Origin of the sequence: Variovorax boronicumulans NBRC 103145 (assembly GCF_001591345.1) — a bacterium.
In the GTDB taxonomy this organism is placed as follows: Bacteria; Pseudomonadota; Gammaproteobacteria; order Burkholderiales; family Burkholderiaceae_C; genus Variovorax; species Variovorax boronicumulans.
The window spans coordinates 1-23545 of sequence record NZ_BCUS01000037.1 but is presented as its reverse complement, the minus strand read 5'-3'; the positions used below and the strand labels follow the sequence as shown (position 1 = coordinate 23545).

Annotated in this window: 29 protein-coding genes; 15 read left to right on the top strand and 14 right to left on the bottom strand. The window is 68.6% G+C overall.

Annotated features, from left to right (window positions below; translation table 11 throughout):
- The first annotated feature begins 149 nt into the window (after window positions 1–149).
- Complete coding sequence (gene bamC / locus VBO01S_RS13110; RefSeq protein ID WP_062474681.1) at window positions 150–1226, top strand: NlpB/DapX family lipoprotein; 1077 nt, start codon at window positions 150–152, stop codon at window positions 1224–1226.
- Between the two features lie 5 nt (window positions 1227–1231).
- Window positions 1232–2011 carry an MBL fold metallo-hydrolase gene (locus VBO01S_RS13105; RefSeq protein WP_062474678.1) on the top strand — a complete coding sequence of 260 codons (780 nt, stop codon included), beginning with the start codon at window positions 1232–1234 and terminating at the stop codon, window positions 2009–2011.
- A gap of 78 nt (window positions 2012–2089) precedes the next feature.
- Here VBO01S_RS13105 and VBO01S_RS13100 read toward each other — a convergent pair whose 3' ends face one another.
- From VBO01S_RS13100 to VBO01S_RS13090, 3 genes are all read right to left on the bottom strand, one after another.
- Complete coding sequence (locus VBO01S_RS13100) at window positions 2090–2338, bottom strand: hypothetical protein (RefSeq protein WP_056583267.1); 249 nt, start codon at window positions 2336–2338, stop codon at window positions 2090–2092.
- A gap of 94 nt (window positions 2339–2432) precedes the next feature.
- The gene (locus VBO01S_RS13095; protein WP_062474674.1) at window positions 2433–2939 is read right to left on the bottom strand and encodes a hypothetical protein; all 507 of its coding nucleotides are present in this window, start codon (window positions 2937–2939) and stop codon (window positions 2433–2435) included.
- Window positions 2929–4071, bottom strand: a complete 1143-nt coding sequence (locus VBO01S_RS13090; protein ID WP_062474671.1) for a cupin domain-containing protein — start codon at window positions 4069–4071, stop codon at window positions 2929–2931. Before VBO01S_RS13090 ends, VBO01S_RS13095 begins: the two co-directional genes overlap by 11 nt.
- A gap of 14 nt (window positions 4072–4085) precedes the next feature.
- Here VBO01S_RS13090 and VBO01S_RS13085 point away from each other — a divergent pair, with 14 nt between their 5' ends.
- Window positions 4086–4610: an FKBP-type peptidyl-prolyl cis-trans isomerase gene (locus VBO01S_RS13085; RefSeq protein WP_062474668.1), complete on the top strand. Its 525-nt coding sequence runs from the start codon at window positions 4086–4088 to the stop codon at window positions 4608–4610.
- Window positions 4611–4680: 70 nt separating this feature from the next.
- Here VBO01S_RS13085 and VBO01S_RS13080 read toward each other — a convergent pair whose 3' ends face one another.
- The 4 genes from VBO01S_RS13080 to coaBC form a co-directional block, all read right to left on the bottom strand.
- Complete coding sequence (locus tag VBO01S_RS13080) at window positions 4681–5181, bottom strand: glycine zipper 2TM domain-containing protein (RefSeq protein WP_062474665.1); 501 nt, start codon at window positions 5179–5181, stop codon at window positions 4681–4683.
- 189 nt (window positions 5182–5370) lie between these two features.
- Window positions 5371–5817 (bottom strand): dUTP diphosphatase, encoded by a 447-nt coding sequence (gene dut / locus VBO01S_RS13075; RefSeq protein WP_062474662.1) that lies wholly within the window; start codon window positions 5815–5817, stop codon window positions 5371–5373.
- Between the two features lie 16 nt (window positions 5818–5833).
- Window positions 5834–6274 carry a hypothetical protein gene (locus VBO01S_RS13070; RefSeq protein WP_062474747.1) on the bottom strand — a complete coding sequence of 147 codons (441 nt, stop codon included), beginning with the start codon at window positions 6272–6274 and terminating at the stop codon, window positions 5834–5836.
- Window positions 6274–7497 (bottom strand): bifunctional phosphopantothenoylcysteine decarboxylase/phosphopantothenate--cysteine ligase CoaBC, encoded by a 1224-nt coding sequence (gene coaBC / locus VBO01S_RS13065; RefSeq protein ID WP_062474660.1) that lies wholly within the window; start codon window positions 7495–7497, stop codon window positions 6274–6276. The genes VBO01S_RS13070 and coaBC overlap by 1 nt, the downstream gene beginning before the upstream one ends.
- A 124-nt stretch (window positions 7498–7621) precedes the next feature.
- Here coaBC and pyrG point away from each other — a divergent pair, with 124 nt between their 5' ends.
- The 8 genes from pyrG (at window position 7622) to VBO01S_RS13025 (ending at window position 14580) form a co-directional block, all read left to right on the top strand.
- Window positions 7622–9304, top strand: coding sequence for a CTP synthase (gene pyrG, locus VBO01S_RS13060; protein WP_062474658.1), 1683 nt, complete (start codon window positions 7622–7624; stop codon window positions 9302–9304).
- Window positions 9301–10158 carry a 3-deoxy-8-phosphooctulonate synthase gene (gene kdsA, locus VBO01S_RS13055; protein WP_062474657.1) on the top strand — a complete coding sequence of 286 codons (858 nt, stop codon included), beginning with the start codon at window positions 9301–9303 and terminating at the stop codon, window positions 10156–10158. The genes pyrG and kdsA overlap by 4 nt, the downstream gene beginning before the upstream one ends.
- Window positions 10155–10445, top strand: a complete 291-nt coding sequence (locus VBO01S_RS13050; protein WP_062474654.1) for a DUF1330 domain-containing protein — start codon at window positions 10155–10157, stop codon at window positions 10443–10445. The genes kdsA and VBO01S_RS13050 overlap by 4 nt, the downstream gene beginning before the upstream one ends.
- 52 nt (window positions 10446–10497) lie before the next feature.
- A complete protein-coding gene (eno, locus tag VBO01S_RS13045) occupies window positions 10498–11781 on the top strand; it encodes a phosphopyruvate hydratase (RefSeq protein WP_062474653.1) in 1284 nt (427 codons plus the stop codon).
- Window positions 11782–11796: 15 nt separating this feature from the next.
- Complete coding sequence (ftsB, locus tag VBO01S_RS13040; RefSeq protein ID WP_062474651.1) at window positions 11797–12075, top strand: cell division protein FtsB; 279 nt, start codon at window positions 11797–11799, stop codon at window positions 12073–12075.
- Between the two features lie 153 nt (window positions 12076–12228).
- On the top strand, window positions 12229–12870 hold the full coding sequence (gene pnuC / locus VBO01S_RS13035; RefSeq protein ID WP_062474650.1) for a nicotinamide riboside transporter PnuC: 642 nt from the start codon (window positions 12229–12231) through the stop codon (window positions 12868–12870).
- On the top strand, window positions 12867–13544 hold the full coding sequence (locus tag VBO01S_RS13030; RefSeq protein ID WP_062474744.1) for an AAA family ATPase: 678 nt from the start codon (window positions 12867–12869) through the stop codon (window positions 13542–13544). Before pnuC ends, VBO01S_RS13030 begins: the two co-directional genes overlap by 4 nt.
- Before the next feature lie 52 nt (window positions 13545–13596).
- Window positions 13597–14580 carry a hypothetical protein gene (locus tag VBO01S_RS13025; protein ID WP_062474649.1) on the top strand — a complete coding sequence of 328 codons (984 nt, stop codon included), beginning with the start codon at window positions 13597–13599 and terminating at the stop codon, window positions 14578–14580.
- A gap of 2 nt (window positions 14581–14582) precedes the next feature.
- Here the strand turns inward: VBO01S_RS13025 and VBO01S_RS13020 are convergent, their stop codons facing one another.
- Window positions 14583–15458: an AraC family transcriptional regulator gene (locus VBO01S_RS13020; protein WP_062474648.1), complete on the bottom strand. Its 876-nt coding sequence runs from the start codon at window positions 15456–15458 to the stop codon at window positions 14583–14585.
- A gap of 106 nt (window positions 15459–15564) precedes the next feature.
- On the opposite strand from VBO01S_RS13020, the gene VBO01S_RS13015 reads away from it, so the two are divergent.
- Window positions 15565–16344, top strand: coding sequence for an SDR family oxidoreductase (locus VBO01S_RS13015; RefSeq protein ID WP_062474647.1), 780 nt, complete (start codon window positions 15565–15567; stop codon window positions 16342–16344).
- Window positions 16345–16372: 28 nt separating this feature from the next.
- Window positions 16373–17248, top strand: a complete 876-nt coding sequence (locus tag VBO01S_RS13010) for an NAD(P)-dependent oxidoreductase (protein ID WP_062474646.1) — start codon at window positions 16373–16375, stop codon at window positions 17246–17248.
- A 12-nt stretch (window positions 17249–17260) separates the two neighbouring features.
- Here VBO01S_RS13010 and hslO read toward each other — a convergent pair whose 3' ends face one another.
- Both hslO and VBO01S_RS13000 read right to left on the bottom strand, forming a co-directional pair.
- Window positions 17261–18259 (bottom strand): Hsp33 family molecular chaperone HslO, encoded by a 999-nt coding sequence (gene hslO / locus VBO01S_RS13005; protein WP_062474645.1) that lies wholly within the window; start codon window positions 18257–18259, stop codon window positions 17261–17263.
- Window positions 18260–18290: 31 nt separating this feature from the next.
- Window positions 18291–18815: a gamma carbonic anhydrase family protein gene (locus VBO01S_RS13000; RefSeq protein ID WP_062474644.1), complete on the bottom strand. Its 525-nt coding sequence runs from the start codon at window positions 18813–18815 to the stop codon at window positions 18291–18293.
- A 39-nt stretch (window positions 18816–18854) separates the two neighbouring features.
- Between VBO01S_RS13000 and VBO01S_RS12995 the strand changes: the two genes are divergently transcribed.
- Window positions 18855–19667: a ferritin-like domain-containing protein gene (locus tag VBO01S_RS12995; protein ID WP_062474642.1), complete on the top strand. Its 813-nt coding sequence runs from the start codon at window positions 18855–18857 to the stop codon at window positions 19665–19667.
- On the top strand, window positions 19664–20344 hold the full coding sequence (locus tag VBO01S_RS12990; RefSeq protein ID WP_062474640.1) for a pentapeptide repeat-containing protein: 681 nt from the start codon (window positions 19664–19666) through the stop codon (window positions 20342–20344). The genes VBO01S_RS12995 and VBO01S_RS12990 overlap by 4 nt, the downstream gene beginning before the upstream one ends.
- Before the next feature lie 3 nt (window positions 20345–20347).
- On the opposite strand, the gene VBO01S_RS12985 is transcribed toward VBO01S_RS12990, so the two are convergent.
- From VBO01S_RS12985 to VBO01S_RS12970, 4 genes are all read right to left on the bottom strand, one after another.
- A complete protein-coding gene (locus VBO01S_RS12985; RefSeq protein ID WP_062474638.1) occupies window positions 20348–20800 on the bottom strand; it encodes a MaoC family dehydratase in 453 nt (150 codons plus the stop codon).
- Between the two features lie 39 nt (window positions 20801–20839).
- Window positions 20840–21973 carry a thiolase family protein gene (locus VBO01S_RS12980; RefSeq protein ID WP_062474636.1) on the bottom strand — a complete coding sequence of 378 codons (1134 nt, stop codon included), beginning with the start codon at window positions 21971–21973 and terminating at the stop codon, window positions 20840–20842.
- Between the two features lie 93 nt (window positions 21974–22066).
- Window positions 22067–22648: a TetR/AcrR family transcriptional regulator gene (locus tag VBO01S_RS12975; RefSeq protein ID WP_062474634.1), complete on the bottom strand. Its 582-nt coding sequence runs from the start codon at window positions 22646–22648 to the stop codon at window positions 22067–22069.
- A 45-nt stretch (window positions 22649–22693) separates the two neighbouring features.
- On the bottom strand, window positions 22694–23545 hold an 852-nt coding region (locus VBO01S_RS12970; RefSeq protein WP_062474632.1), incomplete at its 5' end, for a Bug family tripartite tricarboxylate transporter substrate binding protein.

Here is a 23545-nt window from a genome sequence, read left to right as displayed (position 1 = left end):
GGGTTTCCCCACCGATCACACCGCCTCCCGTCCGCCCTTTCCCCCTGTTCGCAGCAAGGTCAAGCAACCTTTTGCCGCAACGGTGCTCAGAGAGGGCGGGGCGCTGGGGCCCATCGATTGACCGAACCATTCCACCAAGGAAGACGACGTTGAAGAACATTTCGCGACTTGCACTGCTGGCCCTCGTTGCCAGCCTCGCCGCCTGCTCCGTCCTCGAGAGCGACAAGATCGACTACAAGAGCGCAGGCAAGGCCCCGACGCTCGAAGTCCCACCCGACCTTTCCCAGCTCTCGCGCGACAACCGCTACGCAGTGCCGGGCGGCGCCGTCACCGCCAACGCCTACCAGGCCGGCATCGCGAACGCACCGGGCATCCCCACCGCCGTGGCCAACATCGGCGACGTGCGCATGGAACGCTCGGGCACGCAGCGCTGGATCGTCATCAACCGCACGCCCGACCAGCTCTGGGAGCCCGTCAAGGACTTCTGGCAGGAAAACGGCTTCCTGCTGACCACCGACCAGCGCAACCTGGGCATCATGGAAACTGACTGGGCCGAGAACCGCGCCAAGCTGCCGCAGGACATCATCCGCGGCACGCTGGGCAAGCTGGTCGACTCGGTCTACTCGACCGGCGAACTCGATCGCTTCCGCACCCGCCTGGAGCGCAGCACCAACGGCACCGAGATCTTCGTCAGCCACCGCGGCATGCAGGAGGTCTACAACAACTCCCGCCAGGACCAGACCGTGTGGCAGCCCCGCCCGAGCGATCCTGAGCTCGAGACCGAGTTCCTGCGCCGCCTGATGGTCAAGCTCGGTGTGTCGCAAGAGCAGTCGAAGATCCTCGCCGCGACCACCGCGGCGCCCAAGACCGCCACCGTGGCCACCGTCGGCAACCAGCCGGTCGTGCAGATCAGCGAAGGCTTCGACCGCGCATGGCGCCGCGTCGGCCTGGCCCTGGACCGCACCGGCTTCACCGTCGAAGACCGCGATCGCAGCGCCGGCACCTACTACGTGCGCTACGTGACGCCGAACCCCGACAAGAAGGACGACGGCTTCTTCGGCAAGCTGTTCAGCTCCAAGAAGGACGAAGCGCCGATCAAGTTCCGCATCTCGGTCAAGAGCCAGGGCGAAGCCACCACGGTCTCGGTTCTGAACGACGCCGGCGCGCCCGAAACCTCGGCCAACGCGCAGCGCATCGTCAAGGTCATTGCCGACGACCTGAAGTAAGCCCCATGCTCCGCTTCCGAAGCCTCGGCAGCGGCAGCACGGGCAACGCCGCGCTGGTCGAAGCAACGACCAGCGCCGGCCGCACCACCCGCCTCCTCGTCGACTGCGGCTTCGGCATCCGCCAGCTCGACCGGCGCCTGGCCCAGGCGGGCCTGGCTGCCGCAGACCTCGACGCCGTCTTCATCACCCACGAGCATGGCGACCACATCGGTTGCGCCCATGCCCTGTCGCTGCGCGACCGCATCCCCGTCTGGATGAGCGAAGGCACGTGGCTTGCCACCGGCGGGCGCGATTACGAAGGCCGCCTGCACCTGGCGCGCGACGACGCCGAGTTCACCGTCGGCGACCTCTGCCTGCAGCCCTTCACCGTGCCCCACGACGCCCGCGAGCCGCTGCAACTGCGCTGCACCGACGGCAACCGCACGCTGGGCGTGCTGACCGACCTGGGCCACGCCACCAGCCATGTGCTGGCCCGGCTGCGCGGCGCGCATGCACTGCTGCTGGAGTTCAACCACGACAGCGATCTGCTCGCCGGCTCGGCCTACCCGTCGTTCCTGAAGCAGCGCGTGGGCGGCAACTACGGCCACCTGTCGAACACCGCGGCCGCCGAGATCGCGCGTGCCGTGCTTCACGACGGGCTGCGCCACGTGGTCGCGGCGCACCTGAGCGAGCAGAACAACCGGCCCGAGATCGTGCGACGCCTCATGGCCGAGGCACTGGGCGGCGACGAGGCCGAGATGCTCACGGCGACCGCCGCCGAGGGCTCGCCCTGGCTCGACGTCTGAGCAGGCGGGGCATCGCCCTCCCCCAATGAAAAAGCCGCCCGAGGGCGGCTTTTTGCATGGTGCGGACCTGCAGCGGAATTACTGCTTCGGTGCCTCGCCCTTCTTGGCGGCTTCGGTCGCGGCGTTGGCGGCGTCCAGGGCCGACGAGGCGGCGGCCGACGGTGCCGATGCAGGCGCGGCGGCTGGCGGTGCGGCGGGTGCGGGTTCGGTCACGGGAGCGGGCGGCGGGGTCACGACCGCGGGGGCGGCGTCCTCTTTCTTTCCGCAGGCCACCAGGGCGGCAGCGGCGATCAACGAGGCAATCAGGACGGACGACGACTTCTTCATGAGGACTCCTTTGGCAATGAAGGTCTGGAACCAAAAAATTCTAGACCGCCAACCCCGCCCGGATATGTCGCGGGGGTGTATTTGCGGCATTGGCTTACAAGCCGAGCGTGGAGGCGGGAAAGGCCGGTCGCCCCTGGCGCCAGCGCTCGTCGAGGCTTTCGCGCAGGTCGCGCCGCGCACGCGGCTCGCTGCTGCAGACACCGCGGCTGCGCTCGGGGTCGATGCGGTGCAGGCACCAAGTGGGCGTCCAGAAGGCACTGGGCACCTCCTCGGCCGTGCCTGAGCGGCCTGCCGCGCGGCATTCGACGATGTGGTCCCAGGTGCGGCGCCACGTCACGAAGCGCGCATGGCCGCGCTCGATCAGGTCGAAGCGCCCTGCCAGCAGCAACAGGCGGCGCCCGCTGGCCGACCAGGCCTGCAGCGCCTCGATGCTGGCGCGCTCGCCCAGCGGCCAGTCGGCGAAGTCGGGGTCGCTGAAGACGATCTCGTTCCAGCCCTGGTGCGCGGCGGCGGACAAAGCCCCGCGAACGAGGTCGGCGAACGCCTCGCGACCATCGAAGCGGCCTTCGCTCAGGGCCGGTACGGCGCCTTCATTCGGCATGCAGCCAGCCCGCCTCGCACCACTCGCCCAGCAGCGCCCGCGCGCCCTCGCTGGCGCGGGCCAGCTCGCGCGCACCGAGCGCGCGCTGGTCGGCCAGCCGCCGCATCAGCGTGGCGTCGGCCCCGCTCGCGCGGAAGCTCTCGCCGTTGATGTAGATGTGCCGCGCGTCGTAGAGCATGCGCGTGCGGCGATCAAGCGCGACCTCGCGCAGCACCTCGGGCACTTCGTTGCCCTCGCCGAACCAGACGTTGGCCTTCGGCTCGGTGAGCGATTCGCCCAGCGCGCGGTCGATGGCGTCGGGGTCGCGCAGCGCGGCCTCGACGGCCTTGCGCGCGAAATCCTGCAGCGCGGCCGGCATCGCGGCCGGGGCCTCGACGGCAGGTTGCGATGGGTCGCGATAACGCGCCAGTTCGGCCGGGCCCGCGTCTTCCAGATCTTCGGCATAGGCCTGCGCCACGCGCGCCAGCAGGTCGGCGCCCAGCTCGCCCACGGCAGACGAGCGCAGCCCGATCGAGTACGTCATGCAGTCGTCGCCCACCGCCACGCCGTCGTGGGCGTACTTGGGCGGCAGGTAAAGCATGTCGCCGGGCTCGAGCACGAAGGTCTGCTCGGGCTCGAAGTGCTCGAGCACCTTGAGCGGCACGTCGGGCTGCAGCCGCAGGTCGGACTGCTTGCCGATGGACCAGCGGCGCCGCCCCTGCGCCTGCAGCAGGAACACGTCGTAGCTGTCGAAATGCGGGCCGACGCCGCCGGTGTCGCTCGCGTAGCTGATCATCAGGTCGTCCAGGCGCGCGTCGGGCAGGAAGCGGAACTGCCGCAGCAGCTCGTGCACGCCGTCGTGGTGCAGGTCGACGCCCTGCACCAGCATCGTCCAGCCCGGCTGCTTCAGCGGCGGCAGCGCGCGGCGGGTCAGCGGGCCGTGCTTGAGCGACCAGCCGGCCTTCCCATGCCGGATGAGGCGCGACTCGACGCCCTCGCGCTCCGCCAGCGCGAACAGCGCGGGGCGGTCGATCGGTGGCACCATCGAGGGAACGGCCTGCCGGATCAGCAGGGGTTTCTTTTGCCAGTACCGGCGCATGAACTGCGCGGGACTCAGGCCGCCAAGCAAAGGCAGCGGTTGATTGATCTCCATGGGAGAATTCTGCAATGGAAATCTCTGAACAATGCGTGGTCGGCCTGACCTGGACCATGAAAGACACGCTCGGCGATGTGCTGGACGTGCTCGACGAGCCGGTGGAATTCATGGTGGGCGGCGACGACCTCTTCGACGTGATCGAGGCCGCCCTGCAGGGCCATGAGCCCGGCGCGCGCGTGCAACTGCAGATCGAGCCCGAGCAGGGCTTCGGCGACTTCAACGACCAGCTGCTCTTCCTGGAGCCGCGTTCGCTGTTCCCCGAAGGCACCGAAGAAGGCATGACCTTCGACGGCTCCGCCCTGCCCAAGGGCGTGAGCGAGGCCATGCCCAAGGACGCGATCTACACCGTGGCCGAGATCTATCCCGACCACCTCGTGCTCGACGGTAACCACCCGCTGGCGGGCATCGCGATCCGCCTGGACATCACGGTGCGTTCGGTGCGTGAAGCCACCGAAGAAGAAGTCGGCCGCGGCACGGCAGGCACCGCCTTCTTCAAGGTCCCGCCGATGGCGCCGGGCGGCCAGATGCTGCACTGAAACCACGCCACTCCACAAAGCAAAAGCCGGGCAGTGCCCGGCTTTTTTCTTTGCGCGCGCGGCCGACCGCTTACATGCGCGAGATGTGCCCGTTGTCGATGCGCACGCGGTCGCCGATGCGCAGGTCGCCCGGGTTTTGCACGTCGAAGGCACGGTAGCCGCCGCGGTCGGTCTGCACCGAGACGCGGTAGCTCTCGTAGGCGCGCGGGCCGTTCTGCTGGGCCTCGATGGTGTTGCCCAGCAAGGCGCCGCCCACGAGGCCGAGCGCAGTGGCTGCGGCACGGCCGTTGCCGCGTCCGAACTGGTTGCCCACCACGCCGCCAATGAGGCCGCCCGCGATGGCACCGCCACCCGTGGTGCCGACGCCTGCGGTTTCGCTGCGCAGTACCTCGATGTTGGCCACGTGGCCGTACTCGACGTAGGCGGCTTCCTGGTACTGGATCGCCCGCGGCGGGGCCTGGTAGGGGTAGCGCGAGGTCTGGTAGACCGGGGCCGGCGCGACACAGGCCGTGAGCGTGGCCAGTGCGAGCACGGACGCCGTGACGGAAATGAAGCGCATTGAGATGTTCATGAAAGAGGCTCCTCGAAGAAAACAGCACGCGCCCGGACGGGCTGCATGCCTGCCTGTGTCTAACGCCTCAGCCGAAGCCGCGATGACGAAAGACACACGCTGAAACCTTCGAGACGAACCACGCGCCGGCGGTTCCGTTCTTTACGCCTTGGATACTCAGGTGCCCTTCAGCTTTGCTGGGGCAAAGGCTCAGTGCTTGCCCGTCGAGCCGTAGCCGCCCTCGCCGCGTTGCGAGGCCTCGAACTCGGCGACCACGCGAAACTGCGCCTGCACCACCGGCACGATCACCAGCTGCGCGAGCCGCTCCATCGGCTGCAGCACGAAGGGCGTGTTGCTGCGGTTCCAGGCGCTGACCTTCAGCTCGCCCTGGTAGTCGCTGTCGATCAGGCCGACGAGGTTGCCCAGCACGATGCCGTGCTTGTGGCCCAGGCCCGAGCGCGGCAGGATCAGCGCCGCATAGGCCGGATCGGCCAGGTGGATCGCGATGCCGGTGCCCACCAGTTGCCAGGCATTGGGTTCGAGCGTGACCGGGGCATCGAGGCAGGCCCGCAGGTCGAGGCCGGCGCTTCCGGGGGTGGCATACGCGGGCAATTGATCCACCATGCGCGGATCGAGGATTCGGACGTCTACTTTCACTGACTTGCTGCCTTGTTTATTTCTGTTGCTGTTCTTTTTGCCTGCGGGCGGCCTCTTCGAGCACCTGCTGCCACTTGGCGACCCCGGGCCTCAGGTTGAGCCCCTTGAGAAAACGCTTGCCGAACCAGGCCGCCGCGGCCGCGCCCAGGACCAGCACGGAGAGCGGCACGCCGATGGCCCACAGCACCAGGAACACCATCGCCCCCATGCCGGCCAGCACCTTGAGCGTGCCCAGGGGGATGGCCTTGCTGCCGTCTGCCTTCGCGGCCTCGCCACCCGGCGATTCGCGCCGCGTGGCCACGGTGCCCTGCGCGCCGGGCGAAGGCGTCATGCCGACGTCCAGCCCGTGCTCGGACTCCTTGCCCGGGACGCGGGCCGACTGGCCGGCCCGCGCCGACAGCTGCTCCACGTAGCGGGCGAAGTCGCCGTTGGGTGGTGTGTTGGATTCGGTGTTCATCAGGCCCTCCAATCAGGAAGTCGCGCTGCAATCTCCATCATCAACTCGCGCGCCAGCCGGAGCTTGGGCGCGCGGGGCAGCTCGCGCACGCCCTTCGCGTCCACCAGCAGCAAGGCGTTGTCGTCCTGCCCGAAGGTCAGCGGGCCGATGTTGCCCACCAGCAGCGGAATGCCCTTGCGCTCGCGCTTGGCCTTGGCGTGCTCGGCGAGGTTCTCGCTCTCGGCGGCGAAGCCCACGCAGAACAGCTTCCTGGCCTGTGCGCGTTCGCTTTTGGCCACCGTGAGCAGGATGTCGGGGTTCTCGACGAAGTGCAGCACCGGCGTCTGGCCGCTGCCGTCCTTCTTGATCTTCTGGTCGCTGTGCGTCGCCGGGCGCCAGTCGGCCACGGCGGCCGTTGCTACAAAAATGCTAGCTACCTGCGCAGCACGGGTGGTGGCTTCGAGCATCTCCTGTGCCGACAGCACGTCGATGCGGCTCACGCCGCGCGGCGTCGGCAGGTGCACCGGGCCGGCCACCAGCGTGACCTCGGCACCGGCCTCGCGCGCCGCGCGGGCGATGGCGAAACCCATCTTGCCGGACGAATGGTTGGTGATGCCGCGAATCGGGTCCAGCGCCTCGAAGGTCGGGCCGGCCGTGACGAGCACCTTCTGCCCCGCCAGCAGCTTGGGCTGGAAGAAGGCCGTGATGTCCTCGAGCAGCTGCGCCGGTTCGAGCATGCGCCCGTCGCCGGTTTCGCCGCAGGCCTGCCAGCCGCTGCCCACGCCCAGCACGGTCGCGCCGTCGGCCGACACCTGCATCAGGTTGCGCTGGGTGGCCGGATGGGCCCACATCTCGCGGTTCATGGCCGGGGCGATCAAGAGCGGCACGCGGTCGGTCGGGCGTGCCAGGCACAGCAGGCTCAGCAGCTCGTCGGAGCGGCCCTGCACCAGCCGCGCGATGAAATCGGCGCTGCAGGGCGCCAACACGATCGCATCGGCCTCGCGGCTCAAGTTGATGTGCGGCATGTTGTTGGGCTCGCGGGCGTCCCACTGCGAGGTGTAGACGGTGCGCCCCGAGAGCGCCTGCATGGTGACCGGCGTCATGAACTGCTCGGCCGCCTCGGTCATCACGACCTGGACGGTGGCGCCCGCCTTCACGAGCAGGCGGCACAGCTCGGCCGATTTGTAGCAGGCGATGCCCCCTGTGAGTCCGAGGACGATGTGTTTGCCGGCGAGATCTTGCATGGGACATATTGTTGCTCACATACCGACAAGATCAGGAACCGGATGGCCTTCGGCCGTGGAGGCACAAAGGGGACACCTATAATCGCAATTTCCCACTGCCCGGATTCACGCGTCCGGAACTGGCATGACCAAATTTGTCTTCGTCACCGGTGGTGTCGTATCTTCCCTTGGCAAGGGAATCGCCTCCGCCTCGCTCGCCGCGATCCTCGAATCGCGCGGCCTCCAAGTCACCCTCATCAAGCTCGATCCGTACATCAATGTCGACCCCGGCACGATGTCACCGTTCCAGCATGGCGAAGTGTTCGTCACCGATGACGGCGCCGAGACCGACCTCGACCTCGGCCACTACGAGCGCTTCATCAACACGCGGATGCGCAAGGCCAACAACTTCACGACCGGCCAGATCTACAAGACCGTGCTCGAGAAGGAACGCCGCGGCGACTACCTCGGCAAGACCGTCCAGGTCATTCCGCACATCACCAACGAGATCCAGGAATACATCAAGCGCGGCGCCGGCATCGGCACGGCGCATGAAGTGGACGTGGCCATCGTCGAAATCGGCGGCACCGTGGGCGACATCGAGTCGCTGCCCTTCCTGGAAGCCGTGCGCCAGATGAGCCTGCGCATGGGCCCGAACAACTCGGCCTTCGTGCACCTGAGCTACGTGCCCTGGATCGCCGCCGCCGGCGAGCTCAAGACCAAGCCCACGCAGCACACCGCCAAGGAACTGCGCGCCATCGGCATCCAGGCCGACGCCCTGCTGTGCCGCGCCGACCGCCCGATCCCCGACGACGAGCGCGCGAAGATCTCGCTGTTCTCGAACGTGCCCGAATGGGGCGTGATCTCCATGTGGGACGTGGACACCATCTACAAGGTGCCCCGCATGCTGCACGAACAGGGCCTGGACGGCCTGATCTGCGACAAGCTGCGCATCAACACCCCGCCCGCCAAGCTCACGCGCTGGGACGAGCTTGTGTACGAGGTCGAGCATCCGCAACAGGAAGTGTCGATCGCCATGGTCGGCAAGTACGTCGACCTGTCGGACAGCTACAAGTCGCTCAACGAGGCGCTGCGCCACGCCGGCATGAAGAACCATGCGCGCGTGAAGATCGACTACATCGACTCCGAGACCATCACGGCGCAAGACGTGTCGCGCCTGGCGAAATACGATGCCATCCTTGTGCCCGGCGGCTTCGGCCAGCGCGGCGTGGAAGGCAAGATCTCGGCCGCCCGCTTCGCCCGCGAATCGAAGGTGCCCTACCTGGGCATCTGCCTGGGCATGCAGGTCGCCACCATCGAGTACGCCCGCCACGTGGCTGGCCTGAAGAACGCCAACAGCACCGAGTTCGACCCGGAAACACCCACCCCCGTGATCGCGCTGATCACCGAGTGGAAGGACCGCGACGGCACCGTGAAGACGCGCGACGAGAAGTCCGACCTCGGCGGCACCATGCGCCTGGGCGCGCAAAGCTCCGACGTCTCGCCCGGCACGCTGGCACACAGCATCTACGGCGACGTGGTCACCGAGCGCCACCGCCACCGCTACGAAGCCAACGTCAACTACCTGGACGAGCTGCGCAACGCCGGCCTCGTGATCTCGGCGCTCACGCAGCGCGAACACCTCACCGAAATCGTCGAGCTGCCGCAGAACGTGCACCCGTGGTTCATGGGCGTGCAGTTCCACCCTGAGTTCAAGTCAACGCCGTGGGGCGGCCATCCGTTGTTCAACGCCTTCATCAAGGCGGCGCTCGACCACAAGGACAAGGGCGCGGGCAGCACCAACAAGACGCTCAAGGCAGTGGCATGAAGCTTTGCGGATTCGACATCGGGCTGGACCAGCCTTTCTTCCTGATCGCCGGCCCGTGCGTGGTCGAATCCGAACAGTTGCAGATGGACACGGCCGGCACGTTGAAGGAAATCACGGCGTCGCTGGGCATCCCGTTCATCTTCAAGAGCAGCTTCGACAAGGCCAACCGCTCCTCGGGCACGAGCTTTCGCGGCCCGGGTCGCGACAAGGGCCTCGAAATTTTGGCCAAGGTGAAGCGTGAACTCGGCCTGCCCGTGCTGACCGACGTGCACACCCACGAGGACATCACCGAGGCCGCCAAGGTGGTCGACGTGCTGCAGACGCCCGCCTTCCTGTGCCGCCAGACCGACTTCATCCATGCCGCGGCGCAGTCGGGCAAGCCGGTGAACATCAAGAAGGGCCAGTTCCTCGCGCCGCACGACATGAAGAACGTGATCGACAAGGCCCGCGCTGCCGCCAAGGAAGCCGGCCTGGACGAAGACAGCTTCATGGCCTGCGAACGCGGCGCCAGCTTCGGCTACAACAACCTCGTCTCGGACATGCGCTCGCTGGCGATCATGCGCGAGACGAAAGCGCCCGTGGTGTTCGATGCCACGCACTCGGTGCAATTGCCCGGCGGCCAGGGCACCAGCTCGGGCGGCCAGCGCGAGATGGTGCCGGTGCTCTCGCGCGCGGCCGTGGCCGTGGGCGTGGCCGGTCTCTTCATGGAGACGCACCCCGATCCGAACAAAGCCCTGAGCGACGGCCCCAACGCCGTGCCGCTCAAGCACATGAAGGCCCTGCTCGAGACGCTCGTCGCGCTCGACCGGGTCACCAAGAAGAACGCATTCCTCGAGGACAGTTTTCAAGCATGAGCAGCGGTTACGTCATTGCCCACGTCGAAGTCACCAACCCGACGCAGTACGAGGAATACAAGAAGTGGTCGAGCGTCGCGATGCAGGCGCACGGCGCCGAAGTCTGCGTGCGCGGCGGCCAGGTGCAGCCGCTCGAAGGCGACTGGAAGCCCACCCGCGTCGTCGTGCTCAAATTCCCCAGCTTCGAGAAGGCCAAGGCCTTCTACGAGACGCCCGAATACCTGAAAGCGCGTGAAGCGCGTGCCGGCGCCGCCATCATGAACATGATCGCGGTCGAAGGCCTTTGATTCCGTTTTTTGCCAGTCCACTCCACCAAGAGACCCAGAGAAAGAGATAGAGATGAGTGCAATCGTTGACATCGTCGGCCGCGAAATTCTCGACAGCCGAGGCAACCCCACCGTCGAGTGCGACGTGCTGCTCGAGTCGGGCACCATGGGCCGTGCGGCCGTGCCCTCGGGCGCTTCGACCGGTTCGCGCGAGGCCATCGAGCTGCGCGACGGCGACAAGAGCCGCTACCTCGGCAAGGGCGTGCTGAAGGCCGTCGAGAACATCAACACCGAGATCTCGGAGGCCGTGCTGGGCCTGGACGCCAGCGAACAGGCCTTCCTCGATCGCACGATGATCGACCTGGACGGCACCGACAACAAGGCCCGCCTGGGCGCCAACGCCACGCTCGCCGTGTCGATGGCCGTGGCCCGCGCCGCGGCCGAAGAGTCGGGCCTGCCCCTGTACCGCTACTTCGGCGGCATGGGCGGCATGCAACTGCCGGTGCCGATGATGAACGTCATCAACGGCGGCGCGCACGCCAACAACAGCCTGGACCTGCAAGAGTTCATGATCATCCCCGTGGGCGCCAAGAGCTTCCGCGAGGCCGTGCGCTACGGCGCCGAAGTGTTCCATGCCCTGAAGAAGATCCTGGGCGACCGCGGCATCAGCACGGCCGTGGGCGACGAAGGCGGCTTCGCACCCAGCGTCGAGAGCCACGAAGCGGCCATCCAGCTGATCCTGGAAGCCATCGACAAGGCCGGCTACACCGCCGGCGAACAGATCGCCCTGGGCCTGGACTGCGCGGCCAGCGAGTTCTACAAGGACGGCAAGTACGTGCTGTCGGGCGAAAACCTGTCGCTCACGGCCGAGAGCTGGACCGACATGCTCGCGACCTGGGTCGACAAGTACCCGATCATCAGCATCGAAGACGGCATGCACGAAGGCGACTGGGACGGCTGGAAGCACCTGACCGAACGCCTGGGCAAGCGCGTGCAGCTGGTGGGCGACGACCTGTTCGTCACCAACACCAAGATCCTGCAAGAAGGCATCGACAAGGGCATCGCCAACTCGATCCTGATCAAGATCAACCAGATCGGCACGCTGACCGAAACCTTCGCCGCCATCGAGATGGCCAAGCGCGCGGGCTACACGGCCGTCATCTCGCACCGCTCGGGCGAAACCGAAGACAGCACCATCGCCGACATCGCCGTGGGCACCAACGCCGGCCAGATCAAGACCGGTTCGCTGTCGCGTTCGGACCGCATCGCCAAGTACAACCAGCTGCTGCGCATCGAAGAAGACCTCGGCGACATCGCCGTCTACCCGGGCCGCGGCGCGTTCTACAACCTCAAGTAGCGCCTCGCAGCCTGCATGCGCGCGCGCTTCGTCCCTCCTCTCATCCTGGTGCTGCTGCTGGTCATCCTGCAGTGGCAGCTGTGGAACGGGCGCGGCAGCGTGCGCGAGGTCGCCCAGCTCAGAACCCAGCTGGCCGACCAGAAGGACGCCAACGCCAAGGCCGCCCTCAACAACGAGCGGCTTGCGTCCGAAGTCAATGACCTGAAAGACGGCCTCGAGATGGTCGAGGAACGCGCCCGCGCGGAACTCGGCATGGTCAAACCGAACGAAGTCTTCGTGCAGATCGCGAGGTAATCGGATGACCCCCAGTCTCCGCGCACTTCGTGTCGCTTCGCCAACCCCCTTCCAGGGGGCGACACCAGCGGCCCGGCAAAGCCGGTTCCGCGGTGTCCCACGACCAGACCGCGTGAGGTTCACGGAGCGACCCGAAAGACGCACAGCCTCGGTGTGAACCTCCTCCCCGAGTTCCTTTCGGCCTCCGCCTTTGCGCTGTGGGGTTCTCCCGTCACCTGGCTCGAGCTCGTGGCCTCCGCGCTCGCGCTCGTGATGGTCGGCTGCAACATGCGCGAGATCCACTGGGGCTGGCCGCTGGCGATCGTCAGCTCGCTGCTCTACGTGGTGGTGTTCGCCAACGCGCGCATCTACGGCGACGCCGCCCTTCAAGTTTTCTTCGCTTTCGTCGCCCTGTGGGGCTGGGCGCAATGGCTGCGCGGCTTTCGCGCCGAGGGCAGCGCCTTGCGGGTCAGCCGGCTGTCGCCGCGCGGGACCGCGTACGCCCTCGTGGCCTGCGCCATTGCGTGGCCCGTGGTCGCCCTCTTCCTGCGCCGCTTCACCAACACCGACGTGCCCTGGTGGGACGGCTTCGTCACCGGCCTGAGCCTGGTCGGGCAGTTCCTGCTCGGACGCAAGTTCATCGAGAACTGGCTCATCTGGCTGGCCGTGAACGTGGTCAGCGTGGGCCTGTTCATCCACAAAGGCCTGTGGCTCACGACAGCGCTGTACGCGGTGTTCGCCGTGCTCAGCGTGGCCGGCTTCCTGGCATGGCAGCGACGCCTGCCGAAGGCCACGACGAAGGCGGTGCCGGCATGACGCCGAACCTGCCGACCGGCTGCGTCATCGCACTCGTGGGCGCCGAGAGCACGGGCAAGACCGAGCTCTCGCGCGCCATCGCACAGCGCCTGCAAGACCGCGGCACGCCCGTCACGCTGGTGGGCGAGTACCTGCGCGAATGGTGCGAACGCGAAGGCCGCACGCCGCGCCCCGACGAGCAGCAGGTCATCGCCGACGAACAGAGGCGCCGCATCGACGCCGCCGCCGCCACGGGCGTGGTGGTGGCCGACACCACGGCGCTCATGACGGCGGTCTACAGCGAGCAGCTGTTCGCCGATACCTCGCTCTACGACAGCGCCCTGGCCGCGCAGCGGCGCTATGCCATCACGCTGCTCACCGCGCTCGACCTGCCCTGGGTGGCCGACGACATGCGCGACGGCCCGCATGCGCGCCAGCCGACCGACACGCTGGTGCGCGCCGCGCTCTCGCGCGCCGGGCTCTCGTACGCCGTGGTGCATGGCAGCGGTGGAGAACGGCTGGCGAATGCCTGGAATGCGATCAACACCATCGCCGGCAGCGAAGGCCGTGCCCGCACGCGCACCCGCCGAGACGCCAAGCCCGCCTCGTGGACATGGCCTTGCGAGAAGTGCTCCGACCCGGAATGCGAACATAAGCTCTTCAGCGACCTGATGGCGCGCCGCGACCCCACCTGAGCCTTTCGGCTCCTGCGCGTTCGCGCGCCCTCTCCCCTTTAACGGAGACCCGATGCCCGTTTCGATTGCTGCGCGCCTTGCCTCGCGCGCTCCCGCCGCCACTTTCCTCGCCCTGCTGCTGACCTCCGGCGCGGCTTCTGCGGCCCCCGTTGCCGCCACCGTCGAGAACGCCACCACCCCCACGGCCTGCGCCGAGGAAGACAACGTGTCGATGGTGCTGCGCGGCGACGGCATCCGCCGCCTGCGCATCGAAGCACTGCAGCCCAGCTACCTCGGCAGCATCGGCAACGACGTCACCGCGCCCGATTTTTCGGGCTGCAATTTCGACGGCGGCGCGCACCCCACCGACCCGGCGCACCGCTTCAAGCAACGCACCGTCGTGCTGCTCGACAACGCGCAGTGGCGCATCGTCGGCATGACGCTGCCGACCTTCTGGCGTCCGGCGCGCGTGCCGGTGCAGGTCGGCGCGCGCCACGACCGCGGCTTTCACCTGCTGCAGGTATTCAAGAAGGAAAACGGCAAGGCGCTCGAGGCCATCGTGCTGTACCCGTCCGACGGCTACTGGCGCCTCAAGCCGCTGCCCGAGGCGCGCTTCGGCGACGGCGTGTACGGTTCGTCGTTCCTGCTCGGCCCGGTCGTGCAGGCCGGGCGACCGGTGGTGGACATCGCGTCGATCCGCGTCGTGCCGAAACCGCTGGCCATCCACCTGCGCTTCACCGACGGCGGCAGCGCTGTGGCGCGCGTGACCGAGATCAGCCGCACCCGCACCGCGCTCGACGTGACGCTCTCCCAACCCACAGCAAGTGCGAAGCAACCCTTCGCGGTGCTGCGCTCGATGTACGTGGCGCCCGACAACGCCGACATGAGCGAGGTGCGCTGGCAGGCCTCGCCGCAGGCGGCGGAGCAGGCGCTGCCGCTGCCCGAGGTGAAGACGCTGAACGCCACGCAAGTGCGCTTCGGCCGCAGCCTGCCCTCCAAGCACAACACCAGCGCGCCCGACATCGCATTCGGCGGCTTCGACGACGAAGCGCGCTGAGCTCAGGTCGCGCGCCGCACCTCGCCGGGCGTGAGGCCCAGCACGCGGCGCATGCAGCGCGCCATGTGGCTCTGGTGCGAGAAGCCGCTCTCGAGCGCCACGAGGCTGGCGGGCAGCTCGCTGTTCAGCAGCAGGCTGCGCGCGCGGTCGACGCGGCGATGCACCACGTAGGCATGCACCGCCTGGCCAGTGGAGCGCTTGAACTGCGTCTTCAGGTGCGAGGCGCTCAGGCCTGCGACCTCGGCCAGCGCGGCCAGCGACAGGTCGCCGTCCAGGTGCGCCTCGATGAACTCCGTGACGCGTTTCAGCTGCAACCGCGTCAGCCCCTGTACAGGTGACGGCGCCACCTGCGGGCCGGCCGCGATCAGCTGCACCGCGAGCGCGGTGCCCAGGCTGTCGGTGTAGAGCCGGCCGTTGGGAAAGCCCGCGCGCCGCTCGGCGTCGAGCGCCCAGGCGATGTGCTCGATCTGCGGGTCGCGGAACTGGTGGCGCTCGCCGAGCACCGCGCGCTCGGCCGGCAGGCCCATCTCGTCGGCCGTGCGCACCAGCAGCGCGGGCGCCATGCGCACCACGACCGAGGTGCTCGGCGACTCTTCATGCCAGATGTCGGTGCTGCCGGCCGGCAGGATGTCGAGGTCGCCGCGCGTGTAGAGAAAGCGGTGGAACTGGCAGGCGCCCGCCACCGGCGCGCCCGCGTGCAGCTTGAGGCGGTGATCGGGCAGCGCCTCGTAGCCGACCACGCCGCCGGGGGTCTGGCGCACGTCGACGCGCAGGCTGTCGGTGGCGGGCGGCGCGACGAAGCTGTCGGCCGACAGCGCCACCTCGGACGCCGCGCCACCGTGCCCGTGCAGATCGGTGTCCAGATCGGTATCGCTCATCGAAACATTATGGGCCGCGCGCGGCGCGCTTGCCGTCGGCCGTTTGTGCTCCCCCACGGCCGAACGTGCGCGACCGAAAGCCGTGCGATCCGGATCATCGACGGCCATGAACACCACACCCCACACCCCCTACGCAGGCAAGAAGGCCGTCATCACCGGCGGCACCCTCGGCATGGGCCTGGCCACCGCGCAGGCGCTACTCGACGGCGGCGCCGACGTGCTCGTGACCGGCCGCAACCCGCAGAACCTGGAGGCCGCACGCCGCGTGCTCGGCCCGCGCGCCCATGTGCTGGCATCCGACACGGCCTCGCTGCCCGACATCGACGCCCTCGCCGCCACGGTGCGCGAGCGCTTCGGCCGCATCGACCTGCTGCACATCAACGCGGGCATCTCGTCGCTCGAGCCCTTCGAGCAGGTGACCGAGGCCGGCTACGACCGTGCCTTCGCCGTCAACACCAAGGGTCCGTTCTTCACCGTGCAGCGCCTGGCGCCGCTGATGCCGGCGGGCAGCGCCATCGTCTTCACCTCGTCCATCGCGGACGAAGGCGGCATGCACGGCATGAGCGTCTACAGCGCCACGAAGGCCGCGCTGCGCTCGATGGCCTCGGGCTTCGCGGCCGAGCTGGTGACGCGCGGCATCCGCGTGAACGTGGTGAGCCCCGGCTTCATCGACACGCCCACGCTCGGCGTGACCGACGCGAGCGCCGAGGAGCGCGCCGAGTTCATGCGCCTGGGCGACCAGATCACGCCGATGCGGCGCCACGGCACCTCGGCCGAAGTGGCGCGCGCGGTGCTGTTCTTCGCCTTCGAGGCGACCTTCACGACGGGCGCACGCCTCACCGTCGACGGCGGGCTGGGCCAGGGCCTGACGCCGGCTGCCGCTTGATCCGATCTCTCACCAAGGACCTCACAACATGACCGACGTTTCCCTCATCGGCCTCGGCCCCATGGGCGTTGCCCTCGCGCGCGCCCTTCAATCGTCGAAGTTCACGCTGACGGTGTGGAACCGTACCGCCGAGCGCGCAAAGCCTCTGTTGAACCAGGGCACGGTGCTCGCACCGACCGCTCTGGCCGCCGTGCAGGCGAGCCCCGTCGTGCTGGTCTGCGTGGCCGACTACCCGGCGTCGCGCGCGATCCTCGCCGCGCCCGGCGTTCACGACGCTCTGCGCGGCAAGGTGCTGGTGCAGCTGAGCACCGGCACGCCGCAGGACGCGCGCGACGACTGGGCCGCGCTCAGTGGCGTGGCGTACCTCGACGGCGCCCTGCTCGCCACGCCGGGGCAGATCGGCCGGCCCGACACGCCGCTCTTCATCTCCGGCGAGGCACGCGCCCTCGCCACCTGCCGGCCGCTGCTCGAAGCCATCGCCGGCAACATCCAGCACATGGGCGAGCCGATCGGCAACGCCGCGGCCTGGGACCTGGCCACGCTGTCGTGCATGTTCGGCGCGATGAGTGGGTTCTTTCACGGCGTGCGCATCTGCGAGGCCGAAGGGCTGCCCGTGGACGGGTTCGCGCAGATGATCGGCGCGATCTCACCGGTGCTCGGCGAAATGATCCAGGCCGAGGGCGAGGCGATCCACGCCGGCCGGTACGGCGAGCCCGAGAGCTCGATGGCCACCTGCGCGGGCTCGGGCCGGCTCTTCGTGAAGCAGGCGCGCGAAGCGCAGCTCGACGCGGGCTTTCCGGATTTCCTGATGGGGCAGTTCGAGCGCGCGCTGCGCGCGGGCCTGGGCAACGAGCGCCTGGCCGCGATGGTCAAGGTGCTGCGGCAACCGCTGCAGCCCGCTTGAACCGCGTCGCGCCTACTGGACGACCGGGCTGCCCGGCAGCTGGTCGCCCAGCGGCTTGAACAGCTGCGCGGTATCGACCGCGTCGAAGCGGTACTGCTTGCCGCAGAAGTCGCAGCCGACCTCGATGTCGCCGCGCTCGGCGAGGATTTCCTCGGCCTCTTCCACCCCCAGCCCACGGATCATCTGCGCCACGCGCTCGCGGCCGCAGGTGCAGGCGAAGTGCGGGCCCAGGAGGCCGGCCTGCGGTTCAAAGCGCAGCAGCTTCTCTTCCCAGAACAGGCGGCGCAGGATGGTCTCGACGTCGAGCGTGAGCAGCTCGTCGCGCGTGAGGCTCGACGCCAGGATCGAGATGCGGTTGTATTCCTCGTTGCGTCCGATCTGGTCCTGGTGCGCCTCGTCGTGCGTCTGCTGCGAGGTGCCTTCGAGGTTGCCCTCGCCCTTGATGGGCAGGCGCTGGATCAGCAGGCCGGCCGCCACCTTGTCGTCGGCGGCAAGCACCAGCGTGGTGTCGAGCTGTTCGCTTTGCAGCATGTAGTGCTGCAGCACGTCGCTGAGCTTGCCCAGCTTCTGGCCGTCGTCGCCGAACAGCGGCACGACGCCCTGGTACGGCGTGGTGCCGGGCAGCTTGTCTTTCGGGTCGAGCGTGATGGCGCAGCGGCCCTTGTTGTTCACGTTGACCATGTCGGGCAGGCGCGCGTCGGCCGGCAGGTCGCCGATCACCTTGGCGGTGGCGCGCAGGCTCAGGTCGGGCTTGGCCTCGGCCACGGCCACCTTCACGGGGCCGTCGCCGAAGATCTGCAGGATGAGTGCGCCGTTGAACTTGATGTTGGCCTGCATCAGCGTGGCCGCGGCCGTCATCTCGCCGAGCAGTTCGGCCACCGGCGGCGGGTACGGGCCGGTGGCGGTGTTGGAGGCGCGCCGCGCAAGGATCTCCTGCCACGCATCCGTCAGGCGCACGATCATGCCGCGCACCGGCAGGCCATCGAACAGGAATTTGTGCAGCTCGCTCAAAACGGAATCTTTCTGTCTGTGCCTGCGCGGGTCAGGCGATTTTTTTCAGGCCCTTCGCGAAGCGATGGGCGTTTTCTACGTAGTGCTCGGCGCTTTGCCGCAGCTTGGCGGCGGCGGCATCGTCGAGCGTGCGCACCACCTTGGCGGGCGAGCCGATGATGAGGGAGTTGTCGGGAAACTCCTTGCCCTCGGTCACGACGCTGCCGGCGCCAACGATCGAATTGCGGCCGATCTTGGCGTTATTCAAGACCACCGCCTGGATGCCGATCAGCGAGTTGTCGCCGATGGTGCAGCCGTGCAGCATCACCTGGTGCCCCACCGTCACGTTGTCGCCGATGGTCAGCGGGCAGCCGATATCGGCGTGCAGCACCGACAGGTCCTGGATGTTGCTGTTGCGCCCGATGGTCAGCACCTCGGTGTCGCCGCGCAGCACGGCGCCGAACCAGACGCTCGCGTTCTCGGCCAGTTCGACGTTGCCCATGACCTGGGCGCTGTCCGCGACCCATGCGCCTTCGCCAAGGCGCGGGGCAACGCCATCCAATTCGTAAATCGCCATCGTGGTTGTCTCCGGAGGGGCAAAACTAGAATTGTAGGGATGCACCCCCGATTGAGCGCGCTGGCCGCGCTGCGCCTGACAGACCCCGACGACAAGGTGGCCGCCACGCGCGCCACGGCTGCACAGGCAGCTACCATTTCCATAGCACTCGAGCCCCTGCGCACGCCCGGCGACGATGAAGGCGTGCCGGGCCGTCCCGAACGCCCGCTGCGCGTGGCCGCCACCGCCGTGCAGAAGCGCTCGCCCTTCACCCCCGAAGGCCGCGCCGCGCTGATCCATTCGATCTGCCACATCGAGTTCAACGCGATCAACCTCGCGCTGGACGCCGTGTGGCGCTACGACGGCATGCCCGAGGCCTACTACCGCGACTGGCTGCGCGTGGCCGACGAGGAGGCGCAGCACTTCACGCTGCTGCACACGCACCTGCAGGCCATGGGCTGGCGCTACGGCGACTTTCCGGGCCACGACGGCCTGTGGAACATGTGCGAGAAGACCAAGGACGACGTGCTCGCGCGCATGGCGCTGGTGCCGCGCACGCTCGAAGCGCGCGGGCTCGACGCCACGCCGCTGATCCAGTCCAAGCTCAAGCGCGTGAACACGCCCGACGCGCTGCGCGCGGTCGAGATCCTCGACATCATCCTGCGCGACGAAGTGGGCCACGTGGCCATCGGCAACCACTGGTACCGCTGGCTGTGCGAGCGCGCCGGGCTCGACGCCGAAGCCAACTACCCGGCCCTGGTCGCGCGCTACGACGCGCCGCGCCACAAGCCGCCTTTCAACCTCGAAGCACGCGGCCGGGCGGGCTTCAGCCCCGCAGAGCTGCGCGCGCTGACCGAGTCCCGCCCCGAATGACCGAAGTGATTTCCGACCAGACCTGGTCACGCGCCGAGCTGCAGGCCTGCCTGCAGGGCCGCGACACGCCGCCGCATTTCGAACGCTGCCATTTCGACGAGGCCGACCTGTCGCGCCTCGACCTGCGCGGCGCGCAGTTCACGCTGTGCAGCTTTGCCGAAACCACCTTCGACCGCGCACAGCTGGCGGACACGCGCTGGGTCGGCTGCCGCGCGCGCCAGGCCGACTTCGGCTTGGCCGACCTCACGAACGCGCGCTTCCAGGACTGCGACCTCAACAACACGCAGTGGGCGCGCGCCAAGCTGGCCTCGGCGCTCTTCACGGGCGTGAAGCTCACCGGCGCGCACTTCGGCGAGGTGTCGGCGCTGGGCGTGGTGTTCAAGGATTCGCTGCTGGTCGACGCGCACCTGCGCGGCCTGTCGTTCCGCAAGCAGACGCTCGCGCAGCTCGACCTGTCGGAGGCCGATCTCTCGGGTTGCGATTTCCGCGAGACCGTCTTCGAAGGCGGCAGCCTGCGCAACGCGCACCTGAAGCTCGCGCGCTTCGAAGGCGCCGACCTGCGCGACGTGGACCTGGGCGGCCTGCGGCTGGCCAACGCCGCGCCGTTCAAGGGCGCGACCATCTCCCACCGGCAGGCCGCCGCGCTGGTCGAGGAACTGGGCCTGCGCGTCGTCTGAGATTCAGGACGTCGCGGTGCGGCTGTGCACCACCAGCTTCGGCGTGAAGTACTGAAGCACCTCGCCGCGCTGGTTGCGTGTCTGGCAGCGCATCGAGACCATCGCGCGACCGGGCTTGGAGCGCGAGGGCGTGATGTCGACCACTTCGCTCACCACATGCAGCACGTCGCCGGGCCGCGTCGGCTTGGGCCACTGCAGCTCGCCGCCCGAGCCGATGATGCCGTCGGCCAGCGGGATGCCGCTGTCGACCAGCAGCTTCATGGTGAGCGCCGCCGTGTGCCAGCCGCTCGCGGCCAGCCCGCCGAAGAAGGTGTTCTTGGCGGCCTCTTCGTCGGTGTGGAAGGGCTGCGGGTCGAACTGCTGCGCGAAGGCCTTGATCTGCGCCGCGTCGAGCAGGTGTTCGCCACTCTGGAAACGGTCGCCGACCTTCAGGTCTTCGAGATACAGCTTGTCCATGGAAGTCTCCTTGTTGCGTTGCCCGTCATTCTCGGACGATCAGACGCGCTCGAGGATGGTGGCGATGCCCTGCCCGCCGCCGATGCATTGCGTGGCCAGCGCGTAGCGGCCGTTCTCGCGCGCCAGCAGCGCAGCCGCCTTGCCCGTGATGCGCGCGCCGGTGGCGCCCAGCGGATGGCCGATGGCCAGGCCGCCGCCGTCGAGGTTGACGGTGGCCGGGTCGAGCCCGAGGTCGCGGATGCAGGCCAGCGCCTGCGACGAGAAGGCCTCGTTGGTCTCGACCACGTCGAGGTCGGCCACGCTCAGGCCTGCGCGTGCCAGCGCCTTGCGCGTGGCAGGAATCGGGCCGATGCCCATGACGGCCGGGTCGACGCCCACCGTCGCGAACGAGCGGATGCGCGCCAGCGGCTTCAGGCCGTGCTTGGCGGCGAAGGCGTCGCTGGTGACCAGCACGACCGCCGCGCCATCGGTCAGCGGCGACGAGGTGCCGGCCGTCACCACGCCGTCGGGGCGGAACGCGGGCTTGAGGTTGGCCAGCGCCTCGGCCGAGGTCGAGGGGCGGATGCAGCCGTCGGCATCGACCACCTCACCGGAGGCCAGGCGCACCGGCACGATCTCGCCGGCCAGCCGGCCCTGCGCGCGCGCCTCGGTCGCCTTGCGGTGCGATTCGACGGCCAGTGCTTCCTGGTCGGCGCGGCTCACGTTCCAGCGTTGCGCGACGTTCTCGGCGGTCTCGCCCATCGAGATGTAGGCATCGGTGCTGGCCAGCAGCTCGGGGCTGGGCGAGAAGTTGAAGCCGCCCTGCGGCACCATCGTCATCGACTCCACGCCCACGCACAGGAAGGCGTCGCCCATGCCCGCCTCGATCTGCGCGGCGGCGATGTGCACGGCCTGCATCGACGAGCCGCAGAAGCGGTTCACCGTCATGCCGCCCACCTCGTGCGGCAGCCCGGCCAGCAGGCCGACGATGCGCGCCAGGTTGTTGCCCTGCGACGCCTCGGGGTAGGCGCAGCCCAGGATGATGTCTTCGAGCAGCGCCGGGTCGAGGTCGGTGCGCTGCAGCAGGCCCTGCACCACGCCGGCGGCGAGCGTGTCGGGGCGCACTTCGGCCAGCGCGCCCTTCTTAGCGAAGTGAAACGGGGAACGGGCGTAGGCGGAAATCACGGCTTTCATGGGAACACTCCTTGGAGAAAAACTACCTTCCAATCGGTAGGCTTCGGGGTTCAAAAAAGGCACGCCTGGCGTGCCCGTGGTGAAACGGATCGGTCAGTCCAGCGGCAGCGCGCGCCGCAGTTGCGCGATGGCGTCGTCGAAGTCTTCGACGCGGCCCGTCATGCGCGACGCGAGCAGCGCGCCCTGGCACGACGAGAACACGAAGGCCGCGAGCGAGGCCACGGGGTTGTCTTTCTGCGCCTGCGCCGGCACCAGCGCGCCGAGCACGCCGGTGAGCCACATCACCTGCGTGTTGCGCAGGGCCTGCACGGCCTGGCGCAGGTCTTCGTTGATGCAGTCCCAGCCCGGCGCCAGCGCGCCCGCGGGGCACAGGCCGGCGCCGGCCTTCAGCGTGTTGCGGTACATGCGGAAATAGGATTCGAGCGCGTCCTTGGGCTCGCGCGCGCGCGCCGCCACCCAGTCCTTGAAGCCCTGCGTGGCGCCCTGGATCACCGCGATGCCCAGCGCCTCCTTGGTGGGAAAGTGGTGGTACAGGCTGGCCTTGCGCACGCCCACCGCGTTGGCCACGTCCTGGAAGCTGAAGCCCAGGTACGAACGGGTTTCGATGAGCCCGCGCGCCACCGCGAGGATCTGATCGCGGGTGCCGCCGGGGGCCAGGGTGGAAGCGTCGTGCATCTACCTACTATAAGGTAGGGAAACCCGCCCCTGCAAGCGCCGGGGTCAATCGGCCTTGATGCCCGCGGCCTTCACGATGCGGCCGTTGCTTTCGAACTCGCTGGCGATTTCCTTGGCGAAGGCGGCCGGCGTGCCCGGGGCGGGCACGTTGTCGGTGGCCGTGAGCTTGGCGCGCAGCTCGGGGCTGGCGAGCGCCTTGTTGATCTCGGCGTTGTACTTCGCGACCAGCGCCGCCGGCGTGCCCGCGGGCGCGAACACGCCGAACAGCGAATGGATGTTGGCCGCGCTGTAGCCCAGTTCGGCCAGCGTGGGCACCTGCGGCAGGCTGTCGAGCCGCGCGGGTGCGCCGGCCGCCAGCGGGCGCAGCTTGCCCGACTGGATGTGCGCCGAGAGCGTCGGACTGGCGTTGGTCGACAGGATCTCGAACTGCCCGCTCAGCGCATCGTTGAGCTGCTGGCCGCCGCCCTTGTACGGCACGTGCGTGATGTCCACGCCGGCCGTCGCGCGCACTTGCTCGAGCACGATGTGCCCGAGCGAGGCCGGCCCCGACGTGGCCCAGCGCACCGCGCCGGGCTGCGCCTTGGCTTCGGCGATCAGGGCGCGAAAGTCCTTCGCCTTGCTGGCCGGCGTGGCCACCAGCAGCACGGGCGAATACATCACGCTGGCCACCGGCACGATGTCCTTCAGCGGATCGAACGGCAGCTTGCCCAGGTGCGGGCTCAGCACCAGCGGGCTGATGGCCGAGAAGCCCAGCGTCGCACCGTCGGGCGCGGCCTTGGCCACGGCGTCCATGCCGATGGCGCCGCTCGCGCCCGCGCGGTTGTCGACGATCACCGTGGTGCCCAGCTGCGTGGCGAGCCGGTCGCCGAGCGCGCGGGCGACCACGTCGCTCACGCC

What these genes read in the sequence shown, in the direction of transcription:
- VBO01S_RS12975 (WP_062474634.1), bottom strand. Translation starts at nt 22,648, where the DNA reads ATGCACGACGCTTCCACCCTGGCCCCCGGCGGCACCCGCGATCAGATC.
- VBO01S_RS13050 (WP_062474654.1), top strand. Translation starts at nt 10,155, where the DNA reads ATGAGCAGCGGTTACGTCATTGCCCACGTCGAAGTCACCAACCCGACG.
- VBO01S_RS13015 (WP_062474647.1), top strand. Translation starts at nt 15,565, where the DNA reads ATGAACACCACACCCCACACCCCCTACGCAGGCAAGAAGGCCGTCATC.
- VBO01S_RS12985 (WP_062474638.1), bottom strand. Translation starts at nt 20,800, where the DNA reads ATGGACAAGCTGTATCTCGAAGACCTGAAGGTCGGCGACCGTTTCCAG.
- VBO01S_RS13070 (WP_062474747.1), bottom strand. Translation starts at nt 6,274, where the DNA reads ATGAACACCGAATCCAACACACCACCCAACGGCGACTTCGCCCGCTAC.
- VBO01S_RS12995 (WP_062474642.1), top strand. Translation starts at nt 18,855, where the DNA reads ATGCACCCCCGATTGAGCGCGCTGGCCGCGCTGCGCCTGACAGACCCC.
- VBO01S_RS12990 (WP_062474640.1), top strand. Translation starts at nt 19,664, where the DNA reads ATGACCGAAGTGATTTCCGACCAGACCTGGTCACGCGCCGAGCTGCAG.
- VBO01S_RS13095 (WP_062474674.1), bottom strand. Translation starts at nt 2,939, where the DNA reads ATGCCGAATGAAGGCGCCGTACCGGCCCTGAGCGAAGGCCGCTTCGAT.
- VBO01S_RS13090 (WP_062474671.1), bottom strand. Translation starts at nt 4,071, where the DNA reads ATGGAGATCAATCAACCGCTGCCTTTGCTTGGCGGCCTGAGTCCCGCG.
- ftsB (WP_062474651.1), top strand. Translation starts at nt 11,797, where the DNA reads ATGCGCGCGCGCTTCGTCCCTCCTCTCATCCTGGTGCTGCTGCTGGTC.
- VBO01S_RS13010 (WP_062474646.1), top strand. Translation starts at nt 16,373, where the DNA reads ATGACCGACGTTTCCCTCATCGGCCTCGGCCCCATGGGCGTTGCCCTC.
- pyrG (WP_062474658.1), top strand. Translation starts at nt 7,622, where the DNA reads ATGACCAAATTTGTCTTCGTCACCGGTGGTGTCGTATCTTCCCTTGGC.
- VBO01S_RS13100 (WP_056583267.1), bottom strand. Translation starts at nt 2,338, where the DNA reads ATGAAGAAGTCGTCGTCCGTCCTGATTGCCTCGTTGATCGCCGCTGCC.
- VBO01S_RS13025 (WP_062474649.1), top strand. Translation starts at nt 13,597, where the DNA reads ATGCCCGTTTCGATTGCTGCGCGCCTTGCCTCGCGCGCTCCCGCCGCC.
- coaBC (WP_062474660.1), bottom strand. Translation starts at nt 7,497, where the DNA reads ATGCAAGATCTCGCCGGCAAACACATCGTCCTCGGACTCACAGGGGGC.
- kdsA (WP_062474657.1), top strand. Translation starts at nt 9,301, where the DNA reads ATGAAGCTTTGCGGATTCGACATCGGGCTGGACCAGCCTTTCTTCCTG.
- eno (WP_062474653.1), top strand. Translation starts at nt 10,498, where the DNA reads ATGAGTGCAATCGTTGACATCGTCGGCCGCGAAATTCTCGACAGCCGA.
- VBO01S_RS13030 (WP_062474744.1), top strand. Translation starts at nt 12,867, where the DNA reads ATGACGCCGAACCTGCCGACCGGCTGCGTCATCGCACTCGTGGGCGCC.
- VBO01S_RS12980 (WP_062474636.1), bottom strand. Translation starts at nt 21,973, where the DNA reads ATGAAAGCCGTGATTTCCGCCTACGCCCGTTCCCCGTTTCACTTCGCT.
- VBO01S_RS13085 (WP_062474668.1), top strand. Translation starts at nt 4,086, where the DNA reads ATGGAAATCTCTGAACAATGCGTGGTCGGCCTGACCTGGACCATGAAA.
- VBO01S_RS13020 (WP_062474648.1), bottom strand. Translation starts at nt 15,458, where the DNA reads ATGAGCGATACCGATCTGGACACCGATCTGCACGGGCACGGTGGCGCG.
- VBO01S_RS13080 (WP_062474665.1), bottom strand. Translation starts at nt 5,181, where the DNA reads ATGAACATCTCAATGCGCTTCATTTCCGTCACGGCGTCCGTGCTCGCA.
- VBO01S_RS13000 (WP_062474644.1), bottom strand. Translation starts at nt 18,815, where the DNA reads ATGGCGATTTACGAATTGGATGGCGTTGCCCCGCGCCTTGGCGAAGGC.
- VBO01S_RS13105 (WP_062474678.1), top strand. Translation starts at nt 1,232, where the DNA reads ATGCTCCGCTTCCGAAGCCTCGGCAGCGGCAGCACGGGCAACGCCGCG.